Origin of the sequence: Bartonella sp. CB10SXKL (genome assembly GCF_042195515.1) — a bacterium.
Classification (GTDB): Bacteria; Pseudomonadota; Alphaproteobacteria; order Rhizobiales; family Rhizobiaceae; genus Bartonella.
Map to the genome: position 1 here is coordinate 11,384 of NZ_JBHION010000015.1, position 23,703 is coordinate 35,086.

Here is a 23,703-nt window from a genome sequence, read left to right on the forward strand (position 1 = left end):
AGTTTTGACTGACAGTGTCAGGCTTATATTGGGGGGTTGAAATCCGATAAACTGCGCATGGATTTTTATGCATTGAGTGGTTTGTTATGGTTTCAATAGATGCTTCTTTTCTTCATCGCCTTGCGCCTAAATTGGCGCATCATGCGCGCCAAGATTTTATTATTGTTGAAATGGCACGCGTGTTGCCTAAAGCTTTATCTTATGGGGCACTCACAACACCGTTGCGTATTGCACATTTTTTAAGCCAATGTGCCCATGAGAGCGATGGCTTTTTTACCGTTTGTGAATATGCCTCAGGGCGCGCTTATGAGGGGCGGCGTGATTTAGGCAATGTCAACCCTGGGGATGGGGTGCACTTTAAGGGGCGTGGTTTGATCCAATTGACGGGGCGCAATAATTATCGTCGTTTTACGAAGTTTTGGCGCTTAGTCGATGAACAAGCTGTTGATTGTGAGGCATTTCCGCAAGAGCTGGAAAAGTTTCCAGCAGCGCTTTGGTCTGCTGTTTGGTTTTGGCAAATGAAAGGCTTGAATAGGCTGGCTGATCAAGATGATTATTTAGGGATTACCAAGGCGATTAATGGGGGCAAGAATGGACTTGTGCAACGTTTGATTTATTTGAACCGCGCCAAAAAGCTTTTGGGGCTTGGAGGCGAGGTGAAAGCATGAAGCCCTCTTATCGTGGCTCTAGGCTCTATTTATGGTGGTCTTTTTGGTTTGCTTGGGGGGTTATTTTTTTGCTCGTTTCTGGTGGTTTGTGGGGGGCTCCGCATATTGTTGATATGGCGAGCATTTCTATTCCTTCGATGGTGGCGATTATTGTTGGCAATCTGGGGGTGCATCGTGGCTTTGGCTCGTTGGATTTTTCTAATAGGAAACATTCCCATAAGCGGCATAGCAGCTCCTATGATGGGGTGGAGATAACGAGGTGGGGAGATAAAAGCAATGTTTAGCCCACTTTCAAAACTGTCTTTTGGTCTGCTTTTTTTGGTCAGTGTGATGTTGGCGGCTTTTGGCTTTATGAAAGCGCAAGTTTTAAAAGCGGAAAAGGCGCGTGATTTGTATTGGCAGTTGGAGATTGCCAAGGCTTCAGCACGTGCACTGCTTGTACAAGAGCGACAAAGACAAGCAGCGTTGGAAGCTGAGCATCAAGCGCAAGGGGTGATTTCGGCTTTGGAACAAAAGCTTGTGAAAATGGAGGGGGTCAATGCAGTATTGCCAACTACTGGCTGTGGTATTGGGCTTGAGCGTGTGCGCTTGCTCAACACACAAGCCGGTGGGTAGCCTTTCTTATCATTTTTTATCGGTTGAATTGCCGCCTGTTGTTCGCATGGCGTGTGCCCGCCCAGCTTTATTGCCAGAGCGTGCTTTGAATGCGCGTGAAGTGGTGCACTATTGGGGGCGTGATCGTGCTGCTTTATTGATTTGTGAACAGCGTAGAAAAGCTGCGGAGCGGGCGATTTTAGGCAAAAGAGAGGGGACTTTTAAGTGAATTTGGATATCAGTGTTGCCAATGGCTGGTTGTCTTTATTGTTATCGGTTATTGCGATTTGTGGGGTTTTGAGAGCCTATTTTTCTTCAGGTGCGCGGGAAATGCTGAAAGATATCACGGCGCTTAAAGAGCGTGTGCAAAAGTTAGAAACAGAGATGGACTTTTTGCCTGATCGTGATGCGCTGCAAAGATTGGAAGTGAATATGGAGAAATTGAATGGTCGTCTCAACACGCTTTCTGCACAATTACAACCGGTGGCAGCCATTGGTGAGCGCTTGCAAGAGTTTTTACTGGAGAATGCCAAGAAATGAAAGCAGATATGGATAAAATCATCCGTGAAGAAGCGCGGTTGATTATTTTAAAAGGGCTTGCTTGTGAGCGCAGTGAAACTTTATCGAGTGCGATGATTGAGCGGCTTTTATACAGTTATGGCATCAGGCGCGATCGCGATTTTGTGCATAATGAATTGGCATGGATGGAAGATCAAGGTGCTGTTACGTTAAAATGTGTGGGTTCGGTTTTTCTTGCGGCATTAACAGAACGGGGAGCACGTCATTTAGACCGGAGCTTTTCCATTGAGGGGATTAAGCGGCCTAAACGTTCATCAATAAAAGACGAGGTGAAGGATGCGCAAGGTCGGGCGTGGACGTTTAACGGCGATTGATTTATTGCCGCAAGCTTGTGATCAAATCATTGCAGAGGCGGCTGAGGCTTTAAATGGGCGTGAGAAGACGCAAAAAGCCATTTATGATGAATTTAAAGCAGCTTTGAAGGCTTTAAAAAAAGAAATGGGTTTAAGCTTTTCTATACCCTCCTTTTCCAGTTTTAATCGGTATTCTTTGCGGCTAGCCGTGATGTCACGGCGCCTAGAACAGACAAGAGAAATTGCAGCAAGCCTCTCGCAGCGCTTTGATGCTAAAGCTTCTGATAATATCACTCTTTTGACGGCGGCAGCGATTAAGGAGTTGATTTTTTCCACGTTGAGCAGTGGGAAAAACCTTTCGCCAAAGGCAGCACAAGAATTGGCCAATGCGCTTAAAGGCGTGTTGGCGGCTGAACATTTGTCGACCACGAGGCGGCAAAAGTTGGAAAAAGATTTTACCAGCAAAGCAAGCAAAGCGGTTGACGCAGCAGCAGCAGCGGCGGGGCTCTCAGAAGAAACAGCGCGAGCTATTCGTGCGCAGGTGTTGGGGGTAAAACATGGCTGAACAGCCCTTTTCAAAAAGTCATGTCTTTGATCATCAAAGTGGTTTTGATATTTGGCGGAAAAGTACTTTTCCCAAAGAGAGTGATCCCTTAGCGGAAGGCGTTTTGATGGCACATCAACGGGCATGGATTGAAGATAAGTCCCCATTAAAATTGGTGGAAAAGGGGCGGCGGACCGGCATTACTTTTGCAGAAGCTTTGGATGATACACTGATTGCGGCGGCGGCACGTGAAGCGAGGGGCGATAATGTTTTTTATATTGGTGACACCAAAGACAAGGGGCGGGAATTTATTGGCTATGTGAGCAATTTTGCTTCGGCAATTACGAGCCATAGTGGGGATGTTGAGGAATTTTTATTCTCTGATCAAAGGGCGGATGGTTCAACAAAATATATCTCTGCTTATCGGGTGCGTTTTGCTTCGGGGTTTCGGGTTGAGGCGCTTTCTAGCCGCCCTGAAAATATTCGCGGACTACAGGGCATTGTGGTGATTGACGAGGCGGCGTTTCATCAAGATGTGCGCTCTGTTTTGGATGCTGTCAATGCTTTGCTCATTTGGGGAGGAAAAATCCGTGTGATCTCCACCCATAATGGTGTGCTCAATCCTTTCAATGAACTGATCCGTGAGGCGCGAGCAGGTAAGGTTCCTTTTTCGGTGCATTGTTACCCCTTTGGTGTTGCTGTTAAAAATGGCTTGTTTAAACGTGTTTGTGCCATGAAGGGGGAGGTGTGGAGTCGAATTTCTGAACAACAATGGGAAGATCAAATTCGCGCGTCTTATGGGATACGTTTGAGTGCGATGCGCCAAGAATTAGATGCCATACCAGCCGATCAAGAAGGGGCTGCTTTAACACGCTTACAGATTGAAAATTGTTGTGCGCCTGATATTGCGGTGTTGCGTTTTGCTTGTGTGGATGATTTTAAAAATCAATCGGAACATCAACGAAGTGTTGCTGCTTTTGCTTGGTGTGAGAAGCATATAAAACCTCTTCATATTGGGCTTGACCGGCGGCGCCAACATGTTTTTGGTGTTGATTTTGCCAGATCAGGCGATGCGACATCGATTGTGGTGATGGAGGTGGGACAAGATCTGGTGCGCCGTGTCCGGTTTATGGTGGAATTGCGCAATACGCCGTTTGATCAACAAAGAGAGATTTTATTTTATGGGGTGAATGGTTTGCCGCGTTTGATGGGCGGCGCGTTAGATGCACGGGGCAATGGGGCTTATTTAGCCGAAAAAGCGGCGCAGCGTTATGGAGCTCTTGTGAAGGAAGTGCCCTTGTCACAAAGTTGGTATGGCAAGGAAATGCCGGCTTATTTAGAAGCTTTTGGGGATGGGACGATTGTTTTGCCGCGCGATAGTGACATTGTTGCCGATCATCAAGCGCTTGCTTATGTCAATGGCATTGTGAAAATTCCAGACAATCATCGTTTTAAAGGCAGTGATGGTTTTATGCGCCATGGTGATAGCGCGATTGCTTGCGCTTTGGCTTATTTTGCCAGCCGCCAAACTCCTGAAATTTATGATTATACACCTGTGAGAGAGGCTTATCGTTTTGATGAAAGCTCGCTCTTTTCAACGCCTTTTTTTTCAACAATGCGATCAAAGATTTATTGATGGGATGATGAGATGGTAAAAATTTTAGATCAGTGGGGCAGGGCGCTTAATATCAAAGGGTTGGAGAGAGAAGTCGCAAGCCCTACCGTTGGCGGTGTTCGTGATGTGTGGTCACAAACCATTGTCAGTGGTCTGACCCCTGCGCAACTTGCTGATATTTTACAACAGGCAGCAGAGGGTCATCCAGAGCAGTTTTTCCAACTTGCCGATGATATGGAAGAGCGTGATTTGCATTATCGTGCTGTGCTTGGCATGCGTAAAAATGCTCTCACAGGGGTGGAGCCTGGAGTGATTGCCGCAAGCAACAGTGCACAGGACAAAAAGATAGCAGATGCGGTGCGGGAAGTGATTAGTGCGCCTACCTTTGTTGATGATTATGTCACGGATTTGTTAGATGCTTTGGGAAAAGGCTATGCGGTTGTTGAAACTTTGTGGGACAAGAGTGCCAAGGAATGGTGGCCGGTTGCTTGGAAATGGCGTGACCAGCGGTTTTTTCAATTGGATCGACGGGATGGTTTTCATTTGCGTTTAAAAGAAGAGGGCTCTTTGCATGGAAGTGAATTGCCTGCTTATAAATTTTCTATTCACAGACCCAAGTTGAAAAGCGGTTTGCCTATTCGTTCTGGGCTTGCGCGGCTTGCAGCTTGGGCTTTTTTGTTTAAATCTTATACCTTAAAAGATTGGATGGCATTTTTAGAAGTTTATGGCATGCCTTTGCGTGTGGGTAAATATGGGGCAAGCTCTTCTCATGAGGAACGACGGGTTCTTATTCAAGCGGTGCGTGATTTATCCAGTGATGCGGCAGCGATTATTCCCAAAGAAATGGAGATTGAATTTATTGAAGCGGCAGGGGGCAGTGGCAATGCGGTGTTTGCTTCTAAGGCGGAATATTTAGATCGACAAATTTCTAAAGGTGTGTTGGGGCAAACCATGACGACGGATGATGGTTCGTCCTTTTCGCAAGCGCGCATTCATGAAAATGTGCGCCATGATATTGCCAGAGCTGATGCACGCCAATTAGCTTTAACGGCTAATCGTGATTTAATTGTGCCCTTTGTTGAGATTAATTTTGGGCGCCAAGAGCGCACTCCCCTTGTTTATTGGCCGATTTCGGAAAATGAAGACATTAAAGCGATTAGTGACGCTTTGGAAAAACTTGTGCCTTTAGGTTTGCGTGTTGGGGCGCAAGAAGTGCGCAATAAGATTGGTTTTTCGCAACCAACAAAAGAAGAAGATGTTTTAAAGGCTCCTGATAATGCGCTTGATGATGAGAGGGGAGAAAAGGCTCATGTTTGTGCTGATTGTGGAGGTGTTTTTGATGTTTCTGTGACAAGAGAGAGCAAGGGTGCAAAAGAGAAGGGTGGGAAATATCACGACGAATTGGACCGGCTTTCACAAGAAGCTTTAAGCGACTGGGAAGAGGACTTAGAACCCCTTTTAGAGCCTTTTAAAAAGCTTGTAAGAGAAGCAACAAGTTATGAGGATATCCTAAAAGGCTTAGATGAATTATTGGGTGAGATGGATCATCATGCATTAGCAGCGCGCTTGGCAAAAGTACAAATGATTGCACGTGGGCTTGGGTATCATGGATGAGGAACTTTTTAAAACCGCCCCTAAAGAGGTCACCCGTTATTTTGAAGCCAAGGCACTTGTTCCAAGCTTTGATTGGCGTGATATAGCACCAGAAGAACATGCCTTTTCCTTTACGGTGGCGAAATCGCTAGGCTATGACATTTTGGAGGATTTTAAGCGAGCGGTTGGAGAAGCCATAAAGCATCAAGTTCCTTTTCAAGATTTTCAAAAAAATTTGATGCCGATTTTACAGGAAAAGGGTTGGTGGGGTAAAAAGACCAGCATTGACCCCAAAACTGGTGAAAAGAGCGTGGTACAATTGGGCAGCCCACGGCGTTTAGAAACGGTCTATTGGGCCAATACCATGAGTGCGCATGCGGCAGGTGAGTGGGAGCGCACACAAAATAATAAAGAATTTTTGCCCTATCTCACCTATGCTTTGTCAAGTTCAGAACATAAGCGTTTAGAACATGAAAGTTGGGTGGGGTTTACCGCACCTGTTGATGATCCGGTTTGGGATTGGCTTTATCCGCCCAATGGTTGGCGGTGTAAATGCAGTGTGCGACAGGTAAGCCGTTATGAAGCAGAAGATTTAGGCTATGAAGAGGGGGCAGAGCCACTTCATGTTGAAAAGCAGGTTTGGCACAATAAGCGAACGGGGAAAGTTGAGAAGATACCAAAGGGGATTGATCCTGGTTGGCATTCTAATCCTGGGAAACATCGGGCGCAAAATTTAAGCCGTTTTTTGAGTGATAAAATTTCCGTGATGGGGGACAATGACAAACGCATTGCCATTGAAGATATTGTGGGTTCACCACTTTTGGAAGCCATGTTTGAAGGACGGATGCTTCGCGGGTTTATACCCATTGCACCGATACCACAAAAGGTGGGTGATGTTTTTGCAGCGGAAAATTCTCTTATTCGCTTATCCGCAGACAGTGTGAAACATATTTTGTTAGAGCATCAAGCGCGTGATCTTCGCTTGGATGATTTTCGAGGCGCCATTCAAACACTCATTCGCCCCCATGGAATTATCAGGCGAAAAGGTGTACCGAGCGTTGTGTTTTTGGGTGAAAATGATGGGGTATGGTGGCGCTTAGCGGTTAAATTTGTGGCAAGCAAACAAGAATGGTGGTTGACCTCCATGCATAAAAAAAACTCTAGAGAAATTGGACGCTTATTGGATGCGGCTGAAAAAAAGGGCGAGAGGTTGTTGTAAAGAGAACACCGGAAAGACCTGCTGGCTTTTGTGAAAAGAGAAGGCGTGGAGGGCGGTCAACTCCTCGCAGATCCGGTAAAACCGTCCTGGTATAACTGGCTCACGCCTCGTGGATAGAAGTAACAGTTTAAAAGTTTAAAAGCAATCTTAAAAAAAACGGCTTGAGAGAGGCTTTTTTTGTATAAGGCGATAAATTGTACCTCTCACTTCACAACGGCGCTCTATCGCCTTTGAAGTGCCTTTGAAAACGATTTTATAGGATGGTTTGGCACGGGGGTTTTTCTCACAAGGAGAAGAATAGGGAAAAGAGTGCTTTTTTGAGAAATGCTCTTTTGACTGACAGTGTCAGACTTATGGTGGGAGTAAGTTTCATGCATTGTATTGCCAATGACAATTGTAAAGCAATAGGCAATGTATGGAACAGGAATTTCACGAAGATCAAAAAGATGGGGATGCAGAAACATTTCATGCTGCGTTAATAGATCTCTGTCCAGACGTTTTATGCCAAGACATTTCATGTGAAGACGCCACCGTTAGCCAAGCGCCTGAATGGGTAGAGCTTTTGCCCAAAGCGCCCCATGTAAAGGCACGTGATGGACGACAATGGCATTATAACCCGCAAACTATTTTAAAAGCCTTTGCAGCCAATAAAGGACCGCTTGTGATTGATTATGAGCATGGGCAACATCACCGTGCGAGAAATGGTTTAGAAGCACCTGCCAGTGGCTGGATTGAAGAATTAGCAGAGCGGGATGGTGCGATTTGGGGGCGTGTTAAATGGACCGATATGGCTAGCAAAAAGATTGTTGCCCGAGAATATCGCTATCTTTCGCCTGAGTTTCGCCATTCCAAGAAAGGTGAAATTTTGAATTTAGCAGGTGCTGGTTTGGTGAACCGTCCAGCCCTTGTCATGACGGCTTTAAGCCGTGAACAGCCTTCCCCTATAACTTTGACGGAGAAAATGATGGATTTGACAGCCATTGCCAGTGCACTATCGCTGGCAGAAGATGCTAAAGCGGATGAGGTTTTAGCAACGCTTAAAGCGCGCGAAAAGGAACGCGTGGAATTAAATGCCCAATTAATAAAAGCGCGAGAAGATTTAGCGCTTTTGCAAGAAGAGCAAAAAAACAGTGCCATTGAGAGTCTTTTAGATAAGACCATTGAAGAGGGCAAGATTTTGCCGGCTGCTCGCGAGGAATATCGTGCGCTCTGTAGCCTTGAAGGGGGGATGGAGCATTTTAAAAGTTTGGTCGAGAAATTGCCGGCGCTTGCCTCAATAAGCCCTTTAGAAGTGTGTTCCTTAGCGCAAGAACCAAAGCTTGCTCCAGAAGAGGTTGCCCTTGCGGCACGCCATTATCAGGAAGAGCAGAAGCAAAAAGGCTTCGACATCACCATTAGCCGAGCAGTTGAGTATATTAGCGAGCAAAAGGAGCGCCCATTATGAGTACGATGATTTTGATTAAATCTTTTCGCGCTGGAGATGTGATTTCACCTTATTGCATTGTTGCAGCGCGCGGTGATGGAATGGTGGCAACGGCTTCTGGTAAGGGTGATAAATTATTAGGGACTGCTGGGTCATTGAGTGCAAAGGCTGGTGAGATGATTGATGTTGGCCAATGTGGTTGGGGCGAAGTGGTTTGTGGAGGCAATGTTTCCTTTGGTGATTTTTTGACCTCTGACCCCAAAGGACACGCCATTAAAGCGGAAGCTGCAGATCGCACCATTGGTATTGCCATGAGTGATGGTTCTGCTGGTGATGTTATTTCTTTTAAAATTAATTAATCGAGGCATAAAATGAACAGACCTTTTCCCATTGATCCAACACTCACCGCTATTGCTATTGGTTATCGCAATCCAGCAGGTTCTCTTATTGGCGATAAAGTTTTGCCACGCGTTTGTGTTTTAAGTGAGGTGTTTAAATATAGTGAATTTCCCTTAGCGGAAAATTTTACCGTGCCTGAACTTGAAGTTGGGCGAAAAGGGCGCCCGAATGTGGTGGAATTTTCTGCCTTTGAACGGGAAGCCAGTGTCAAAGATTACGGACTTGATGATCTCATCCCCAATTCAGATATTGAAGCAGCGGCACGCGCACGGGCGGAGCGACGCTCTCGTTATAACCCCGAAAAGACAGCTGTAGAGGGACTTGCCAATTTGCTAGAATTGGGGCGTGAAGTGCGTGTTGCAGCCCTTGTGCAAAGAAGTGAAAATTACGCACCAGAGCGGGTGATTACGCTTAAGGGTGAAAATAAATTTAGCGATTATGAGAAATCTGACCCTTATGCCACTTTAGATGAGGCGATGGATAAAAGTCTCGTCTATACGCCCAACACCATTGTGATGGGCAAAGTTGTTTGGTCAAAACTCAAACGTCATCCCAAAATCATTAAAGCCGTTAAAGGGGGTGGCACTGCTGATGGTTTTGTCACCAAGGCGCAATTTGCTGATCTGATGGAAATACACCCCGATCGTTTACTCATTGGTGAATCGCAAGTGAATTTGGCACGTAAAGGGCGTTCGGCACAATTGGCACGCGTGTGGGGCAATAAGATTGCACTGCTTTATATTGACCCTACCAAACAACAGGCAGATGGTTCGGTGATCAGTTGGGGCTTTAGCGCCCAGTTGGGCGAGCGTTTGTCTGGAGTGATCCAAGATCCAGATATCGGCTTGTCGGGTGGTAAACGGGTGCGTGTGGGGGAACGTGTGTGTGAATTGGTTGCCGCAAAAGATGCCGGTGTTTTGTTGCAAGAAGTTGTCTAAGGGAAACTTTTAAACATGGCTTATGCAAGCAAAACATTGATTGAAGAGCTCTGGGGTGATGACTTCTTGGATGACTTATGCGGGATGGATGAGAATTCTGATCCAGTTTTTTCAGAGCAAGCCATTGCCCGCGCGCTCGAACAGGCAAGTGGTGAGATTGATGTGCATTTGTCTCATCGCTACTCAATCCCCATTGCTGGACAGCCGGCGGCTCTGGGTATGATCTGTGTCAATATTGCTGTTTATAATTTAGCCATACGCCATACGGCACTGACCACGACTATTGAAGATCGTTACAAACAGGCGGTTGAACTCTTGAAACGTATTGCCGAAGGCAAAGCGGGTTTAGGCATAGATGAACCTAAAATTATGAGCGAAGATGGACCGGTTCGTGATGGGGCTTTTTTTCATGCCAAGCCGCGTTTGATGGGAAGGTAACATGTCTGTTGCAACCCATATTGAGATTAAAGAGACAGGGCTTGAAGCGGCTTTATCCTTTTTGCAAAAGGGCGCTGATAGCTCGATGGGGACTTTGGCACAAGGGGTTGGGCGTCTCATCCAAGAAAGCACAAGGCGGCGGATTCAAAGCGAAAAAAATTCTGCCCAAGGAGAGAAGTGGAAAAACAATTATGCCCGCACCTCCATTCTTTATGCCAGTGGGGCGCTTTCACGCTCCATTGATATGAAAGCTTCACCAGAACAGGTGATTGTGGGCTCTGGGTTGGTTTATGCGCGGATTCATCAATTAGGTGGGGTTATTCGCCCGAAAAATGGCAAGACACTGCGCTTTTTTCTTAAAAGCGGTAATGCACACCGCTTTGTTTGTGTGCATCAAGTGACCATGCCGGCACGCCCTTATTTGGGGCTTTCAGAGCACAATAAAGTGGAAATTGTCAAAGCGACAGAAGACTGGCTGGAAAGGGTCTTTTCATGAACCAAACGATCACACAAGCAGGGCGCATTAATCAGTTTCGTGAAGCGGTGATAAGGAGCCTTAAAGGCGCTTTGCCGGATGTGCGTGATTGCGGCTGTCAATTTGGACGTTTTAATTTAGAAGAACTTGAAACACAGATGCTGGTGGCTCCAGCAATACGGGTTGCGGTGTTAGAAAGCCGTTTGAATCCTGTAGCAAGTGGACAGATGAGTGCTGATCTTCATTTAGGGGCTTTTATTATTACCACTGGTAAAGAGCGTGATGTTTCCAGTTGGCTTTTAGCAGAAGCCATTGCGGTTTTATGCCATAGCGGGCAATTGTGGGGGCTAACGCATTTGAGTGCCCCGCGTGATGTCCAGATTGAACCGATTATTTCCGCGGCGATTAAGCAGCGTGGTGTATCGATAAGCGTGGTGGAATGGCACCAAGATTTGCATCAGTTGGGACAGGATATTTTTTGTGATGAAGGACAACTCAAAAGTGGTTTGATTTCATGTGATGATGAGGTGTTGCTATGAATGATGCGCATTTGTTGAGTGACACCTTGCGACAAATAATGAAGCGTCTTGATGCGCTTGAACGCTGTCTTGCCAACCAGCACATGATTGGGCGGGTTGTGCAAGTTGATGGCCATAGGGTGCGGGTGAAACTTTCCGAACAGGGTTCTAATGGACAAGCAGTTTTATCGCCTTGGCTACAAGCGCAAGAAGCTTCTGGCGCTCTCTCAAGCAATATGCCCCTCCATGTTGGTGATCCGGTGCGGTTATTAAATCCCCATGGCGAAATTGGTTCTGCCTCTCTGGTGGTGCGCGATAGTTATAGTGAGGATGCACCTAATCCCGCACGCTCTTTCCAAGAGTTGGCGCTCTGTTATGCCGGTGGCGCTTTGCGAATGACAAAAGATGAACTTATTCTCTCCCATGGGGAAAACCAAATCCATTTGAGTGAAAAAGGTTTGGTGCTTTCTCATCAAGCAACCCGTGTTGAATTAACGGGTAGTGTGCGGATTCAAGCAGAAGATTTACAGCATAATCAAAAATCTGTTGGCGCAAGCCACAAACACGGTGGGGTCAAAATGGGTCCCTCCACAACCTCTTCCCCTCTTTAAAGGAGTTTTATCATGCGTGAGAACATTTATGTTATTTTAACCAATGCCGATTTTGTTGCAGGCAAGCGTTCACTGGGCAAAGGTGAAGAAATTTGTTTAAGTGAGGAAGAGGCTAAATATCCGTTGCTGCTTGGTCAGATCGCTGAAAAACCAGCACCTGTTGTTTCTGCGCCCCCAACTGTTTCTACCACAAAGACAAGCAAAGGGGCTTAAAGCATGCGGTGCGGGATGAGCGAAAAGGATGGCTCTCTTTTATATGGCTTTGCGCATTGTCAACAGTCACTTCGTAAATGTCTGACGACAAGAATTGGGACACGGGTTTTGCGTCGTCATTATGGATGTGATGTTGGAGCATTCCAAGATGCCAATGCTGACCCTGCGACGATGATGCAGCTTTATCAAGCAATTGTTGAAGCACTCGATGATCCAGAGTGTGGAGAGCCTGGGTTTTCGTTGCAGAGGATTGATCTGACAAAAGCAACGCGTGAAGGCACGTTCCATTTTGTTTTAACGGGTGTTTTTTATCCCAATGGGCATTTGGGAGATTGGTCACACCAAGAGCCAATGAGCATCAATTTAGAGGTTGGTGATGACTGAGTTTGAACCTTTACCCTTTTCACAGATTCCCCCTCCACAACTCCCTCTGCCACAAATTATTGAAGAGCTTTCTGTTGAAGCAATTTTAGAGCAAAAGATCACGCGTTTGACTGAGCTTTTTGCAGCGCATCATATTCCTTATAATGTGGAAAAGACGGCTTATGATCCGGTTGTCATTCAATTGCAAGCGGCGGCTTATGAAGAGTTGCTATTGCGCCAGCGAATTAATGAAGTGGCGCGGGATAATTTACTCACATTTGCCCATGGAACAAGTTTAGATCATTTGGGGGATTTTCATGGGGTCACGCGCCTTTTGGATGAAGATGATGAGCGTTTGCGCCGCCGCATTCGCTTGAATAGACAAGGACATTCCACAGGGGGCACAGCGCCACGTTACCAATATTTTGCCCTCTCAAGCGATATCCATGTCAAAGATGCTTTTGTTTATCGTGTGGGCAAAAGCCCGATTATTCATGTTGCGCTTTTTAGTGACGCTCCTTCAGGGGTAGCTGATGAGGCTTTAATTGCAAAGGTGCAAGCAGCCCTTGATGCCCCCCATGTTAAAATGACCAATGACCACATCCTTGTGAAAAGCGCGGTACAGCGGATGATCAATGTTTCTGCTGATTTTTGGTTGTTACCGGATGAAGGCTCCTTTGTTTTGGAAAGAGCAGAGCAGAATTTAAGAGCAGAATGGGCGCGTGCGCAAAGGCTTGGGCGTGATTTGTCTTTAAGTTGGATACTAAGCCGCTTGATGGTTGAGGGCGTTCACCATGTGAACATAACGCAACCTTGTGAGGATATTTTGGTCGCACCTGATGAAGCTGTAGCTTTGGGGGATATTGTCTTGTCTGAACGGGGGCGTGCTTATTGATGCTTTCCTCACTTTTGCCCCCAAATTCGAGCTTGTTTGAACGTTGTTTTGCAGAAGCAATGGCTTTTGACCCTCACGTTAAAACGGCACTCGAAGAAATACCCCGCGCGAAATTTATTACGCGTCCGCCTTCTTGGTTACCCTTTTTAATAGACGAATATGGCTTACAAGAATTAAACCCTTATTTCTCTACCCTTTATGATTTAATTGATCAGGGTCTTGCATGGCAAAATATTCGCGGCTCCCTTGCGGCAATAGAGATGGGGCTTGAATGGCTAGGGATTACAGCACGCTTTCAACCCGCCTGGACGGGGCGCGCATGGTGGAATTCCTTTCAACTTGATTTTGATCAGTTGCCTGAACGCAAAAGCCTTGAAGCCATTGAAGCGATTACCGACCTTTCCAAAAGTTTGCGCTCTGATTTTCGCCGTGGGACCTATGGTTATGATGTGCAAGCCATGGAAGGCAATATGTCACGACTTGATGACAGCATGTTGGAGTATGAAAGCGGTGTTCGCTTAACAGCTGGGGGCACTTTGTTTTCCTTTGGGCGCACAACAGAGATCAATCACACGCTCACAAGAGAAGAAGGCAGGCTTATTGGCAATTGGATAGATGATGGGGATGAAGAGTTAAGCTTTGAACAAATCGATTATCCATGGGACATGGCAAATTTTCCGTGGTGTTCGGTCAAAAAACATGAACGCGATATACTCATGGCAGAGTGGTTCCAAAATCGTCCCCTTTATTTGGCTTTAAGAGACGAAAACAATACTCTGATTGGGTATCGCCGATGCAACATTGTCCAGCCTGTAGAGCAGGTTTTAGAGGGTGTTTACAACCATTGTGGCAACAGATTTAACCCTTCTACAACAGGCACTCTGTTGTTTCTTGCAGCCCGCACAGATTTTGAAGATGTTGAGGACAAACAAGCCGCCGCTGTTTCCCTTCTCGTTCATGGCTGTCTTGCACAACAAACCCCTCTTGGCAAACTTTGGTTAGGGGCTGATGAACTAAATGGCGGTGTAGAGATACTCAAAACGCCTATCAATATTCCTTTGCGTGCCGATGTTCGCGAACAATTCAAGATTTTATTGAGGTTTTAATATGAAGCATGAAAGTGGTTTACCCTTTGCAATTGACAGATCTCGCGGCAAAGAGGAACAACAAAGCGTTGTCTTTTATGGCACGCGTCCCTTTATTCAAAGTGGTGAACTCAATGAGGTTCAAACCATTATAAGGGGGCGGCATGACCGCTTGGGGCGCCTTGTGGCACAAGAAGGAGACCGCGTTGAACGGGCTGATGCTTTTGTCAACAAAGAGACAAGGACCGTAACGTTAACGGATGGCAAAATTTATATCGCAGGCGATATCTTTCCAGTCTCTGAAGCTGTACTCAACAATGTTGCCATGATTGGGCGCATTGAAATTGGTGTGAAGCTGCAAAAAAAATGGATAACACACGAAGATGATCCAGAGCTATTGGGGCAAGTCCCTGGCACATTGGCAGAAGGAGAGCCTGGTGCCGCACGCGAAACAGCAAAGCTTGTTTGGGCACTGAAAGAAGATACACAGCAAGGCACTTTCTTTCCCGTTTATATCTTACAAGATGGTGTTCTTATTGATCAAAAATCCCCATCACTGCTTGAACCCGCCATGCAAGCCATTGCGACGTACGACCGTGCCCATGGGCATTATATCGTGAGTGGCTGCCGTGTAAGTGCATTGGGAGCAAATAACGGTTGCCAAGTGTTTAGTATTCAAGAAGGAGAAGCCAATATCAATGGCTTTAAACGCAAACGCCTTGCCGCCTTGCGCCATGAAGAGCCAGAGGATTTTTCGACAAGCGTTGTTCCAAGCGAAACGCATATTTTTGCGCCTCAAAAAGGGAAAACAAGCTTTACCTTTAAACCCTATTATTTTCCTATTGCCAATATTCAGTCTCTTTTGTTGACAAAAGAAAAAACCGTTAACGTCACCCGTGGTGCCGTTGCCGCTGGGCGTGATGGTGTTCCTGATAAAAGCATCACCGCGTTTATCAAAATCGTTCAAGGAAGCAAGGAATTTAAAGAAGGCACAGATTTTAAAAAAACCGGAGACACCATTGATTGGGCACCCGTGGGAGACGAACCTTTAGCAGGGAGCAGCTATAAGGTGACTTACCGTTACCGCGCAAAAATCACGGCTGATAAAGTAACAGCGCAGGAAATCACAGTCTCAGGGGGTGCGGAGGGTGGTGATATTATCGTCAGTTACACTTATAAATTGCCCCGCATTGACCGCATAGGACTGAACACGGGGGGCAATGTCGTATATATCAAAGGAGTTTCATCAGATCACCCCATGGCACCAAATGTCCCTGATGATGTGTTGTCCCTTGCAACGATCACCAACAATTGGCTTGAAACGCCGGTTGTGGTCAATGATGGCACACGGGTTGCCCCCTATGATGAGATGTGGCGCTATTTTCAACGAGTGCTTTCGCTTGATCGATTGATGCAATTAGAGCGTATTAAAAGCAATGTTGACTCTAAAGAACCTGTTGCCAAAAAGGGCATGTTTGCAGACCCTTTTCTTGATGATAGTTACAGAGATGAAGGCTTTCAACAAACGGGGGCTGTAGGCAATGGCATTTTACATCTCGCCATTGATCCAACCTTTTACACCGCTCATCTGAACGCGCCTGTTACGCTTGACTGGACAAATGAAGTGATCATTGCGCAAGAGTTGACAACTGCTTGCGAAAAAATCAATCCTTATCAAAATTTTGCGACCTTGCCTGGTACAGTAACCCTTGAACCCGCGACAGACTTCTGGCATGAACAGCGCACCGATTGGCTCTCAAGCGTGACCAATCAAATCAATATGGGCTGGAACCGTGGGAGAAGCGTTCGTAAAACAGAAATCAGTGATGATTTGGTGAGTGCAACCCAAGAGAAAATCGATTTTTTGAGACAAATTACCCTTTCTTTCAAAATTGAAGGTTTTGGCAGTAGCGAAATCTTGGAACGTCTTACCTTTGATGGTGTGAATATTTTACCAAAAACAAAGCTTGTTGCTAACACCAAAGGCACCCTTGAAGGCACTTTCACGATTCCACAAAATATTACGGCTGGTACAAAAAATGTTGTGGCACGGGGGAAAGGTGGAACAATTGCAACAGGGCTTTTTACAGGTCAAGGTGTGATTGATGTGAAAGTGATGCGGCGCACCACAACAGTAAAGATCTGGACGCAAGTGGACCCACAAGCGCAAGTTTTTACCCCCGATGAAACACGGCAAATCACCGGTATTGACTTTCATCTTTGCAAAATCGGTAATGAGAACCATGATCTGGTGATTGATTTGGTCACCACAGAAAACGGTTATCCGACCGCCGATATTCAAGCGCAAAGCTTTTATTCTATGAAGGGCGCAAAGCTAGGTTGGGCAGAGGCACGCTATGATGTACCACTCCTTGTCCCCGATGACCGCTTAACGGCTTTCGTTATTAAGACAGATGATAGTAATCATTCTGTCTCACTGGCAAAGCTTGGGGATTTTGATGCAGAACACCAGAGATACGTCTCGAGCCACCCTTACGTGACCGGTCCACGCTTTTCTTCTGTCAATGCTAGGAGCTGGACCGCCCATCAAGATGAGGCTTTAGCCTTTCGAGTGCTGGCGGCACGCTATACACAAACAGAAAAAACCATTGATCTTGGCACTTTTGACCTTGTTGACTGCTCTGATTTGCAAATACGCGCAGCCATTGAATTGCCTTCAAGCGATTGTTCTGTCATCTTTGAAATTGAAAGAAACAATGGCACGGTTTATCAACTCCTTCCCTTTCAATTACTCAGTCTTACTGAATATATCAGTGAAAAGATAAAGCTTCGCGCTATTCTCAAAGGCACCGAAAAGCTCTCACCCGTCTTGTTTGCGCCTGTTCAATTGATTGCGGGGAAGATCCATAAGGAAGCCACTTATGTCACGCGTGCTTTTGCCTTTGGGGAAAAGGCAAGGTTAACCAGCTATATCAAAACATTTTTACCAGGTGGTGCAACCTTTTCACTGGAGATGCAACTGGATGATGGTGCTTTCACCCCTTTGAAATTAGAGGAAACAGAGCAACTCGCTGAACCGCTTTGGACAGAACGAAAATTTATCAGTAGTGATAAAGGCGCCAAACAAGCGCGCTTGAAACTCACGCTTACCGGTGGACCAGCAGCGCGGTCAATGGTGTGTGATTTTGGCGCCGGCATATTATGAGGGGAAAATGAGAGATGACAAAAACCAAAAAACTCGACATGGAATTGCCTAAAGAAGGACGCTTTATCAGTTCTGAATTCCCAATCTTGCGGGAAAACTTGACCAAAATTGATCAAGCTCTTTTGGCTGTTGAGGAAAAGATAAACGAAAAAGCACCTTTACAACACACGCATACCATAAGCGAAATCACAAATCTAGAAAGCGCTCTCAATGGCAAAATGGCAGCGGATAAAACTTTCTCATTTGCTGATTTAAGCGATATCGAAGGCGCAAAAGATGCTGCCAACAATTATGTTCTCTATAAATCAAGCAATAATAACTTCACTTTTGGCAGTGCAATATCATTGTTAGGCGCGCATCAACATAAAACCGAAGATATTGTGGGGCTTGATGATTTTAGAGCCAAAATCAACGAAGATCTCACAAGCTATGGTCGCCTCACAAGTCCAAATGAATGGAAAAATTACAATAAATTTACCAGCAAAGTGACTATGAGTGGTGCCTTAGAGCTTTTGGGCAATTCGTCGTTTAGCCTCATCCACAATGGTGAAATGGTTACCAGTTTAAGCACAAGCGGAAGCTTTCTTAAAGGACCTTTAAAAGTCGATGGTGATCTTGTTTATACAAAAGCAGAAATAGATATTCTCAAGCAGGAAATTAAAAACATCAAAAAAGATTTGATTAATAAACTCATTATTGCCGATGCTGAATTGCTGTATACGCAAGATGGGAAAATTAAATGGCCAGATTGGGTAAGCAATAAAACCAAAGTTGAGATCCAAGCATGGGGCGGCGGAGGTAGTGGTGGTTCCTCTTGGTCTTATGGCGATGGCGGCGGAGGAGGAGGAGGAGGTTGTTCCGTGTGGTATGGCTATAAATCCAGTTTAAACGGGCATGAGGATATCATCATTGGTAAAGGAGGAACTTCTGTTGCAAAGCATGGTGCGACAGGAAACTCTGGAGGAACAACAGTTGTTGGAAAGAATTTTATTACCGCTACAGGAGGACATGGTGGTGGGGGTGCTTATTATAGTATATCAAAGGGAAATACTTATTACTATTCAGGTGCTGGTGGAACTGGGGGCATTGGTGGAAATTTTGGTTGGGCAACAGATGATCTCCTAGGACTTGCCAAAGGAGGAAATGGTTATGCTGGGACGAAAGGAATTGAAGGAATTGTAGGAAACAGAAGTGGTAACGGAGGTGATGCCGGAGGCGATACATCAAGGGGAGGTGGTGGAGGAACGGCAGATGGTAGCTTTCCTTCAGGAAAAGCAGGGCGTGGTTTTGGGGGCGGAGGTGCTGGTGCTAGTAGGGATGGATATGACAGCGGTGCTGGTGCTGATGGCGCTGTTCTTATAAGATTATGGAAAGAATAAATGGATGCACAAGTAACCAAGATATGACAGAAGTCAAATGGATAGCTGTTCTATAAGCAAGTTTATATGTTTTTAAGTCCTTTTATCGCTCTTTAAAAGCCCTTTGAAAGGGCTTTTTTTGACTGACAGTGTCAGGCTTATGGAGCATGGTGATGGTTGTTATTCTCTCTTCATTGATTTGGAGAGCAAAATGGCAATAGAATTTAATCATGGGATTCGCATTGTAGAGGCTGGTGAGGATTCCCGTCCTTTAGCAACATTTGATCAGACCGCCATTGGGGCGGTTGTTACAGCCCCTGATGCTGACAACCAAGTTTTTCCCCTCGACGAGCCCGTGTTGGTCTTCACCCATGAGACAGAGAAAATCCAAAAGCTTGGGGCAAGAGGCACGGCTCTTGATGTGATTAAAGCCGTGTGCGCGCAGGGGATTGAGGCACAAATTATCCTTGTGCGTGTGGAAGAAAAGTCAACCATTGCTGAGACACAAACCGAAATGGTGGGATCCAATACTCACTTGACCGGTGTGCATGCCTTAGCGCATGCGCGGGGGCATTTGGGGGTGGAACCTGGAATTCTCTTAGCACCGGCTTATAGTGCAGGGCGGATTGATAATGGTAAAAACCCCGTGGCAGATGCTTTAGAACAAGTGGCAGAAAAGTTGCAAGCCATTGCCGTGTTTGATACGGGTGGTAAAAACACGGAAGAAAGTCTTGCCTATCGTGCAGATTTTTCCTCACGCTTTTGTTATTTGATTGACCCCTTTGTACGGGTGGCAAATCGTGAGGGGGGTGTTAGTGTTAAACCGGCAAGTCCTTTTGCTGCCGCTATGTTTATCAAACGTGACAAGCAAAGGGGCGGTGTTTTTTGGTCTCCTTCCAACCAAGATGTGCATGGCATTTTAGGGACAGCACGCCCCATTAGCTATTTTGATGGCGAAATTGATCATGAGGCAAATCGCCTTAACCAAGCCGATATTGCGACCTTTATTCCAGCACGGCTTAGCCAAAATGCGCAGGGAGAAGTAGCTTCCAATGGGCGCATTTTATGGGGCAACCATACCACCTCCAGTGACCCATTGTGGCGTTTTGTCAATGTGGTGCGCACCCGTACAGCCTTGGAAAAAACCATCATTAACAATTTACGCCCTTGGGCGAATGATGAAAACCTTACTGGTCAACATGTTATTGCCATTACCCGCAGCCTTACACAGTTTCTTGATGATCTGATTGCGCGGGGTGCGCTTTTGGGTGGCCGGGTTTGGTTTGATCGTGATTTAAATTCCAACAGCACTTTGCAATTGGGAAAATTGCGGGTCGAGTTTGATGCAGAAGAAGTGCCACCTTTAGAAGATTTGAGTTTCGGCAGCCGGCGCAATAGCGCTTATTTTGATCGGCTGGCGCAAGATATCCAAAAGAAAATGACTTATCAATTTGGCGATACGCTTGAAACTTATCGCAAAGCAGCAAGGAGTTAAAGCATGACTTTACGCATTGTACGCGGTTTTACCTTGATTGTTGATGATGATGTGAATCTTCACCTTGATCTTGAAACATTGAAACTGCCCACGTTGGAAGAAATCACCGAAACCTATCAACCAGGGGGCTCTGATATGCAAATTGATGTGAGCGGTCTTGGTGTGAAAGCGCTAAGTTTGCAAATGAAAATCCGCAGCCACACACCAGAAATTATCGGCATCTTTGGTGGTCCTCCTGGTCTTCGTCATAAATTCACTGGCAAAAAACATGTGATCTCTGAAGAAGATGGACGTGAGCATGAACATTCCATTGATGTGACAGGGCGGTTGGTCAAAGTCGATAGCGAAGGCTTAACAGCTGGAAAAGCGACAGGCTATGATTGCGAGATCAAAAATGTTTGGGACTATACGGAATTTTGGGATGGTTCTGTTTTGCACCGCTTTTCTTTTAAACGGGGCGGCTGGCTTGTCCGCAATGGGCAAGAGATCGGTTCTCGCCGCCGCTCTATTCTCAATTTATAGGAATTGATCATGACAAGTTTACAAACCAGCATTGACGTGGAATTGCAGGTTCCGTTTCTTTATCAAGATAAAAGTGGCAAAGAAACTCTATGCAAGAAACTGACCTTTTATCGCCCCACTTTTAAGCATGCCAAGCAATTAGCGGTGCTCATTGGACCACAATTGACAGAGCTGCTGCTTCCTGAGTTTGGAGAGCAAAAAACAACTTTGAGCAATGATGTGCTTATCACGAAGCTTTCTCAAGTTTTGTTCACAAGTGAGGCAACAGAAGGCATCACAGCACTTTTGGCTGATATGTCACGTGAATCTATTGAATTGATTGATCGAGTTGATGTGATGGATATTGTCGCAATATTGAAGGCTTTTTTTGCTTTTTTTACGCAACGCCAATCCTCTCTGCCAGACAATTTGGGGCAGAACTAGCCCTTTATTATCACTGGGCGCCTTCAGAGATTAACCAGATGGATTGGCTGGATGTGATTGCCTATCGAGAAGAACTCGCGCGCCTGAAAGCTCAAGAATATGAAAGCCATCAGTTAGGATAAAGAATCGTCATGGATGTTTCCCTTGTTGTGCGTTTTGTCAATCATCTGCAAGAGGGGATAGCTTCTGCCAAGCGTGATCTTGCAGCCTTTAGTTCAGATGTTGCGCATTTCCAAAACAAGACAAGGCAGCATTTTAAAGGGTGGTTTGACCCTGAGCATCTTGAGGATGCGACAAAGAATGCGGAAAATGCTTTTATCCAAGCGCGGGGGCGCATGGTGGGTGCCATTGCGCAAACAGCAACCTTAATTGCACCGCTCTATAAAGCCATGCAATTTGATCAATCGATGAAGGGACTAGAAAAGGTTCTCGATGCCCCCCTTAATCGCTTAAAGGAATTGCGCCGTTTTGCGCTTGAAACCTCCACCAAGATTCCGCTAGCGGCGCGTGAAGTCTTAGAATTGATGACCAGTGCCAGCCAAGCAGGGATTGGTGAACAAGATCTAGAAGCTTTTAGCATTTACGCCGCTAAAGCAGCTGTAGCTTTTGATATGACGGGAGATCAGATTGGGGAGCGCTTTGCCAAATTGCGCAATGTCTTTAAGCTTAATCAGGTAGGCATTGAAGATCTAGGCGATGCTATCAATCATCTCTCTAATCACATGGCGGCAAAGGCCAGTGAAGTGTCTGATTTTACCAATCGTGCCACCGGTGCGGCAACCATGTTTAAGTTGACAGCGCGCGAAACTGCGGCATTTGGTACAGCGATGATTTCTGCTGGGATTGTTCCTGAGAGTGCCGCGCGTGGTTTTAATGCCATGAGTGCGCGCATTCAGGCAGGGGGCAAACATATTGAAGATGCTTTTGCCAATATCGGGCTTTCTCGCGAAAAATTCATGCAAGATCTGGACAAAGATGCCACCGGCACCTTGGTGCGCTTTTTTAATGTGTTGGGTAAATCCGAACAGGGGATGCGCTCGCTGATTGCCATTGCGGGGCGCGATTTTACCGGTGATTTTGCCAAATTGGTGGGTAACCCCGAATTGTTAGGGCAAGCTTTAGAGTATGTGAAAGATCCACAAGTCTTTAAAGGTTCGGTAGAACAAGAAGCAGACAAACAAGCAACCGGTGCCATGCGGCAATTTGAACTCTTACAAAACCGTATTGTGGCTCTGGGCATCACCATTGGTGAAGTGCTTCTGCCTCCTCTCAACAGTCTCATGGAAACTGTTGGTAATTTTACCAATGGGTTGATGGCGTGGGCGAATGCGCACCCAACTTTAACAAGCGCCATTATCAAAACCATTGCCGCCCTCATGGCTTTTAATATTGCTCTGCGCGTGTTGCGCTTTACTCTTGCTGGGACACGCCTTGGGCTTCTTCAATTGATGGGCTCTTTTATCAAGATGGGTGCTGTTAGTCGTGGTGTTGCTGCAAGCTGGCGGGGCTTAGCAGCCGCAGGGCGCTCGCTGGGTTTAATAGCAGCAAGCTTTGGTGGAAGTGCGCTGCGTCTTCTTCGCCCCATGACTTTACTGGTAGGGGCTTTACGGGGGATTGCTGTCTCAGGAAGTGCATTTGCTGCCTCTTTTGGTTGGATGGGGACAGTGATCGAAGTGGTTGGGGCAAGTCTTTCCTCTGTTGTGGGGGGTATTTTTACCCCGATCGGGGCGGTCATTGCTGCTGTTGTGGCTGTCATCCTTGCTGCTGGTTTTGCTTTGTGGAAATATTGGGATCGTTTTTCTTCTTTTGTCAAAGGTTTTGCACGGGGGGTATCTCGGGCTTGGGGGCGTGCCTTTGAAGCCGTCATGCGCTTTTTTGGTGCTGATACCACCACCATCACCAAATGGAAAAATATCATTGCTGCTGCTTTTGATTTCTCTCAAACTTGGCAAAAGTTTAAACAAGAGCTTAGCGCTGTTGTCGAGTGGTTTGGCAATTTGTGGGAGGGCGTTAAACAAAGCTTTTCCAACTTTTGGCAATGGTTGAAGAGTTTTTTTACACAGGAAAAGCTCTCGGATGCTGCCAAGGCTGGTATGGAACAAGCGGGCGAAGATCTGGCTAATTCGATTGTCGATGGCTTTATGTCGTCTATCTCACAATTGATGGATTATTGTAAATCTTTGCCTAGCCGCATTAAGGGGTGGATTGGTTCCATTGATGTAAGAGAGTTTTTGCCAAGTTTTTTGGGGGGTAAAACAGCCATTCAGCCCATACCA

The 23,703-nt window shown here is 46.0% G+C and carries 27 protein-coding genes; all 27 read left to right on the plus strand.

Annotation, left to right across the window (positions count from 1 at the left end):
* The first annotated feature begins 86 nt into the window (after positions 1-86).
* The gene (locus ACFIK3_RS07925) at positions 87-668 is read left to right on the plus strand and encodes a glycoside hydrolase family 19 protein (protein ID WP_375612316.1); all 582 of its coding nucleotides are present in this window, start codon (positions 87-89) and stop codon (positions 666-668) included.
* Positions 665-952 carry a hypothetical protein gene (locus ACFIK3_RS07930; RefSeq protein ID WP_375612317.1) on the plus strand — a complete coding sequence of 96 codons (288 nt, stop codon included), beginning with the start codon at positions 665-667 and terminating at the stop codon, positions 950-952. The genes ACFIK3_RS07925 and ACFIK3_RS07930 overlap by 4 nt, the downstream gene beginning before the upstream one ends.
* Positions 945-1,283 (plus strand): hypothetical protein, encoded by a 339-nt coding sequence (locus ACFIK3_RS07935; RefSeq protein WP_375660952.1) that lies wholly within the window; start codon positions 945-947, stop codon positions 1,281-1,283. Before ACFIK3_RS07930 ends, ACFIK3_RS07935 begins: the two co-directional genes overlap by 8 nt.
* The gene (locus tag ACFIK3_RS07940; protein WP_375613747.1) at positions 1,276-1,491 is read left to right on the plus strand and encodes a hypothetical protein; all 216 of its coding nucleotides are present in this window, start codon (positions 1,276-1,278) and stop codon (positions 1,489-1,491) included. The genes ACFIK3_RS07935 and ACFIK3_RS07940 overlap by 8 nt, the downstream gene beginning before the upstream one ends.
* A complete protein-coding gene (locus ACFIK3_RS07945) occupies positions 1,488-1,802 on the plus strand; it encodes a DUF2730 family protein (protein WP_375607966.1) in 315 nt (104 codons plus the stop codon). Before ACFIK3_RS07940 ends, ACFIK3_RS07945 begins: the two co-directional genes overlap by 4 nt.
* Entirely contained in the window at positions 1,799-2,155 is a 357-nt protein-coding gene (locus ACFIK3_RS07950) for a hypothetical protein (RefSeq protein WP_375612320.1), read from the plus strand. The genes ACFIK3_RS07945 and ACFIK3_RS07950 overlap by 4 nt, the downstream gene beginning before the upstream one ends.
* On the plus strand, positions 2,118-2,699 hold the full coding sequence (locus ACFIK3_RS07955) for a phage protein Gp27 family protein (RefSeq protein ID WP_375612321.1): 582 nt from the start codon (positions 2,118-2,120) through the stop codon (positions 2,697-2,699). The genes ACFIK3_RS07950 and ACFIK3_RS07955 overlap by 38 nt, the downstream gene beginning before the upstream one ends.
* Positions 2,692-4,314, plus strand: a complete 1,623-nt coding sequence (locus ACFIK3_RS07960) for a hypothetical protein (RefSeq protein ID WP_375660951.1) — start codon at positions 2,692-2,694, stop codon at positions 4,312-4,314. The genes ACFIK3_RS07955 and ACFIK3_RS07960 overlap by 8 nt, the downstream gene beginning before the upstream one ends.
* A 12-nt stretch (positions 4,315-4,326) precedes the next feature.
* On the plus strand, positions 4,327-5,907 hold the full coding sequence (locus ACFIK3_RS07965) for a DUF935 domain-containing protein (protein WP_375676508.1): 1,581 nt from the start codon (positions 4,327-4,329) through the stop codon (positions 5,905-5,907).
* Positions 5,900-7,105, plus strand: a complete 1,206-nt coding sequence (locus ACFIK3_RS07970) for a phage minor head protein (protein WP_375676515.1) — start codon at positions 5,900-5,902, stop codon at positions 7,103-7,105. Before ACFIK3_RS07965 ends, ACFIK3_RS07970 begins: the two co-directional genes overlap by 8 nt.
* Before the next feature lie 415 nt (positions 7,106-7,520).
* On the plus strand, positions 7,521-8,549 hold the full coding sequence (locus ACFIK3_RS07975; RefSeq protein ID WP_375676509.1) for a phage protease: 1,029 nt from the start codon (positions 7,521-7,523) through the stop codon (positions 8,547-8,549).
* Positions 8,546-8,887: a hypothetical protein gene (locus ACFIK3_RS07980; RefSeq protein ID WP_375613753.1), complete on the plus strand. Its 342-nt coding sequence runs from the start codon at positions 8,546-8,548 to the stop codon at positions 8,885-8,887. Before ACFIK3_RS07975 ends, ACFIK3_RS07980 begins: the two co-directional genes overlap by 4 nt.
* A gap of 12 nt (positions 8,888-8,899) precedes the next feature.
* Entirely contained in the window at positions 8,900-9,865 is a 966-nt protein-coding gene (locus ACFIK3_RS07985; protein WP_375621653.1) for a capsid protein, read from the plus strand.
* Positions 9,866-9,880: 15 nt separating this feature from the next.
* The gene (locus ACFIK3_RS07990; protein ID WP_375624209.1) at positions 9,881-10,303 is read left to right on the plus strand and encodes a gp436 family protein; all 423 of its coding nucleotides are present in this window, start codon (positions 9,881-9,883) and stop codon (positions 10,301-10,303) included.
* A 1-nt stretch (position 10,304) separates the two neighbouring features.
* Positions 10,305-10,799: a phage virion morphogenesis protein gene (locus tag ACFIK3_RS07995; protein WP_375631564.1), complete on the plus strand. Its 495-nt coding sequence runs from the start codon at positions 10,305-10,307 to the stop codon at positions 10,797-10,799.
* Positions 10,796-11,317, plus strand: coding sequence for a hypothetical protein (locus ACFIK3_RS08000; RefSeq protein WP_375660947.1), 522 nt, complete (start codon positions 10,796-10,798; stop codon positions 11,315-11,317). The genes ACFIK3_RS07995 and ACFIK3_RS08000 overlap by 4 nt, the downstream gene beginning before the upstream one ends.
* Positions 11,314-11,907: a baseplate assembly protein gene (locus ACFIK3_RS08005; RefSeq protein ID WP_375631567.1), complete on the plus strand. Its 594-nt coding sequence runs from the start codon at positions 11,314-11,316 to the stop codon at positions 11,905-11,907. The genes ACFIK3_RS08000 and ACFIK3_RS08005 overlap by 4 nt, the downstream gene beginning before the upstream one ends.
* A gap of 12 nt (positions 11,908-11,919) precedes the next feature.
* Complete coding sequence (locus ACFIK3_RS08010) at positions 11,920-12,120, plus strand: hypothetical protein (protein WP_375660946.1); 201 nt, start codon at positions 11,920-11,922, stop codon at positions 12,118-12,120.
* Between the two features lie 3 nt (positions 12,121-12,123).
* Positions 12,124-12,504: a GPW/gp25 family protein gene (locus tag ACFIK3_RS08015; protein WP_375613760.1), complete on the plus strand. Its 381-nt coding sequence runs from the start codon at positions 12,124-12,126 to the stop codon at positions 12,502-12,504.
* Complete coding sequence (locus ACFIK3_RS08020) at positions 12,497-13,378, plus strand: baseplate J/gp47 family protein (protein WP_375676510.1); 882 nt, start codon at positions 12,497-12,499, stop codon at positions 13,376-13,378. The genes ACFIK3_RS08015 and ACFIK3_RS08020 overlap by 8 nt, the downstream gene beginning before the upstream one ends.
* Complete coding sequence (locus ACFIK3_RS08025) at positions 13,378-14,484, plus strand: phage tail protein (RefSeq protein ID WP_375676511.1); 1,107 nt, start codon at positions 13,378-13,380, stop codon at positions 14,482-14,484. Before ACFIK3_RS08020 ends, ACFIK3_RS08025 begins: the two co-directional genes overlap by 1 nt.
* Before the next feature lies 1 nt (position 14,485).
* Positions 14,486-17,629, plus strand: a complete 3,144-nt coding sequence (locus ACFIK3_RS08030; RefSeq protein ID WP_375676512.1) for a DUF4815 domain-containing protein — start codon at positions 14,486-14,488, stop codon at positions 17,627-17,629.
* A gap of 14 nt (positions 17,630-17,643) precedes the next feature.
* Entirely contained in the window at positions 17,644-19,008 is a 1,365-nt protein-coding gene (locus tag ACFIK3_RS08035) for a Bgr_08870 family protein (RefSeq protein ID WP_375676513.1), read from the plus strand.
* Positions 19,009-19,198: 190 nt separating this feature from the next.
* Positions 19,199-20,482: a phage tail sheath C-terminal domain-containing protein gene (locus tag ACFIK3_RS08040; RefSeq protein WP_375676516.1), complete on the plus strand. Its 1,284-nt coding sequence runs from the start codon at positions 19,199-19,201 to the stop codon at positions 20,480-20,482.
* A 3-nt stretch (positions 20,483-20,485) separates the two neighbouring features.
* Entirely contained in the window at positions 20,486-21,004 is a 519-nt protein-coding gene (locus ACFIK3_RS08045; RefSeq protein WP_015856800.1) for a phage major tail tube protein, read from the plus strand.
* A 9-nt stretch (positions 21,005-21,013) separates the two neighbouring features.
* The gene (locus ACFIK3_RS08050) at positions 21,014-21,427 is read left to right on the plus strand and encodes a hypothetical protein (protein ID WP_375662960.1); all 414 of its coding nucleotides are present in this window, start codon (positions 21,014-21,016) and stop codon (positions 21,425-21,427) included.
* Positions 21,428-21,558: 131 nt separating this feature from the next.
* Positions 21,559-23,703, plus strand: a 2,145-nt coding sequence (locus tag ACFIK3_RS08055; RefSeq protein ID WP_375676514.1) for a phage tail tape measure protein, incomplete at its 3' end; no start/stop codon positions are given.

What these genes read in the sequence shown, in the direction of transcription:
- ACFIK3_RS08010 (WP_375660946.1), top strand. Translation starts at nt 11,920, where the DNA reads ATGCGTGAGAACATTTATGTTATTTTAACCAATGCCGATTTTGTTGCA.
- ACFIK3_RS07950 (WP_375612320.1), top strand. Translation starts at nt 1,799, where the DNA reads ATGAAAGCAGATATGGATAAAATCATCCGTGAAGAAGCGCGGTTGATT.
- ACFIK3_RS07935 (WP_375660952.1), top strand. Translation starts at nt 945, where the DNA reads ATGTTTAGCCCACTTTCAAAACTGTCTTTTGGTCTGCTTTTTTTGGTC.
- ACFIK3_RS08050 (WP_375662960.1), top strand. Translation starts at nt 21,014, where the DNA reads ATGACAAGTTTACAAACCAGCATTGACGTGGAATTGCAGGTTCCGTTT.
- ACFIK3_RS07925 (WP_375612316.1), top strand. Translation starts at nt 87, where the DNA reads ATGGTTTCAATAGATGCTTCTTTTCTTCATCGCCTTGCGCCTAAATTG.
- ACFIK3_RS08000 (WP_375660947.1), top strand. Translation starts at nt 10,796, where the DNA reads ATGAACCAAACGATCACACAAGCAGGGCGCATTAATCAGTTTCGTGAA.
- ACFIK3_RS07960 (WP_375660951.1), top strand. Translation starts at nt 2,692, where the DNA reads ATGGCTGAACAGCCCTTTTCAAAAAGTCATGTCTTTGATCATCAAAGT.
- ACFIK3_RS08005 (WP_375631567.1), top strand. Translation starts at nt 11,314, where the DNA reads ATGAATGATGCGCATTTGTTGAGTGACACCTTGCGACAAATAATGAAG.
- ACFIK3_RS08045 (WP_015856800.1), top strand. Translation starts at nt 20,486, where the DNA reads ATGACTTTACGCATTGTACGCGGTTTTACCTTGATTGTTGATGATGAT.
- ACFIK3_RS07990 (WP_375624209.1), top strand. Translation starts at nt 9,881, where the DNA reads ATGGCTTATGCAAGCAAAACATTGATTGAAGAGCTCTGGGGTGATGAC.
- ACFIK3_RS08015 (WP_375613760.1), top strand. Translation starts at nt 12,124, where the DNA reads ATGCGGTGCGGGATGAGCGAAAAGGATGGCTCTCTTTTATATGGCTTT.
- ACFIK3_RS08025 (WP_375676511.1), top strand. Translation starts at nt 13,378, where the DNA reads ATGCTTTCCTCACTTTTGCCCCCAAATTCGAGCTTGTTTGAACGTTGT.
- ACFIK3_RS07975 (WP_375676509.1), top strand. Translation starts at nt 7,521, where the DNA reads ATGGAACAGGAATTTCACGAAGATCAAAAAGATGGGGATGCAGAAACA.
- ACFIK3_RS07930 (WP_375612317.1), top strand. Translation starts at nt 665, where the DNA reads ATGAAGCCCTCTTATCGTGGCTCTAGGCTCTATTTATGGTGGTCTTTT.
- ACFIK3_RS08020 (WP_375676510.1), top strand. Translation starts at nt 12,497, where the DNA reads ATGACTGAGTTTGAACCTTTACCCTTTTCACAGATTCCCCCTCCACAA.
- ACFIK3_RS07980 (WP_375613753.1), top strand. Translation starts at nt 8,546, where the DNA reads ATGAGTACGATGATTTTGATTAAATCTTTTCGCGCTGGAGATGTGATT.
- ACFIK3_RS08030 (WP_375676512.1), top strand. Translation starts at nt 14,486, where the DNA reads ATGAAGCATGAAAGTGGTTTACCCTTTGCAATTGACAGATCTCGCGGC.
- ACFIK3_RS07965 (WP_375676508.1), top strand. Translation starts at nt 4,327, where the DNA reads ATGGTAAAAATTTTAGATCAGTGGGGCAGGGCGCTTAATATCAAAGGG.
- ACFIK3_RS07995 (WP_375631564.1), top strand. Translation starts at nt 10,305, where the DNA reads ATGTCTGTTGCAACCCATATTGAGATTAAAGAGACAGGGCTTGAAGCG.
- ACFIK3_RS07955 (WP_375612321.1), top strand. Translation starts at nt 2,118, where the DNA reads ATGCGCAAGGTCGGGCGTGGACGTTTAACGGCGATTGATTTATTGCCG.
- ACFIK3_RS08040 (WP_375676516.1), top strand. Translation starts at nt 19,199, where the DNA reads ATGGCAATAGAATTTAATCATGGGATTCGCATTGTAGAGGCTGGTGAG.
- ACFIK3_RS07970 (WP_375676515.1), top strand. Translation starts at nt 5,900, where the DNA reads ATGGATGAGGAACTTTTTAAAACCGCCCCTAAAGAGGTCACCCGTTAT.
- ACFIK3_RS08035 (WP_375676513.1), top strand. Translation starts at nt 17,644, where the DNA reads ATGACAAAAACCAAAAAACTCGACATGGAATTGCCTAAAGAAGGACGC.
- ACFIK3_RS07985 (WP_375621653.1), top strand. Translation starts at nt 8,900, where the DNA reads ATGAACAGACCTTTTCCCATTGATCCAACACTCACCGCTATTGCTATT.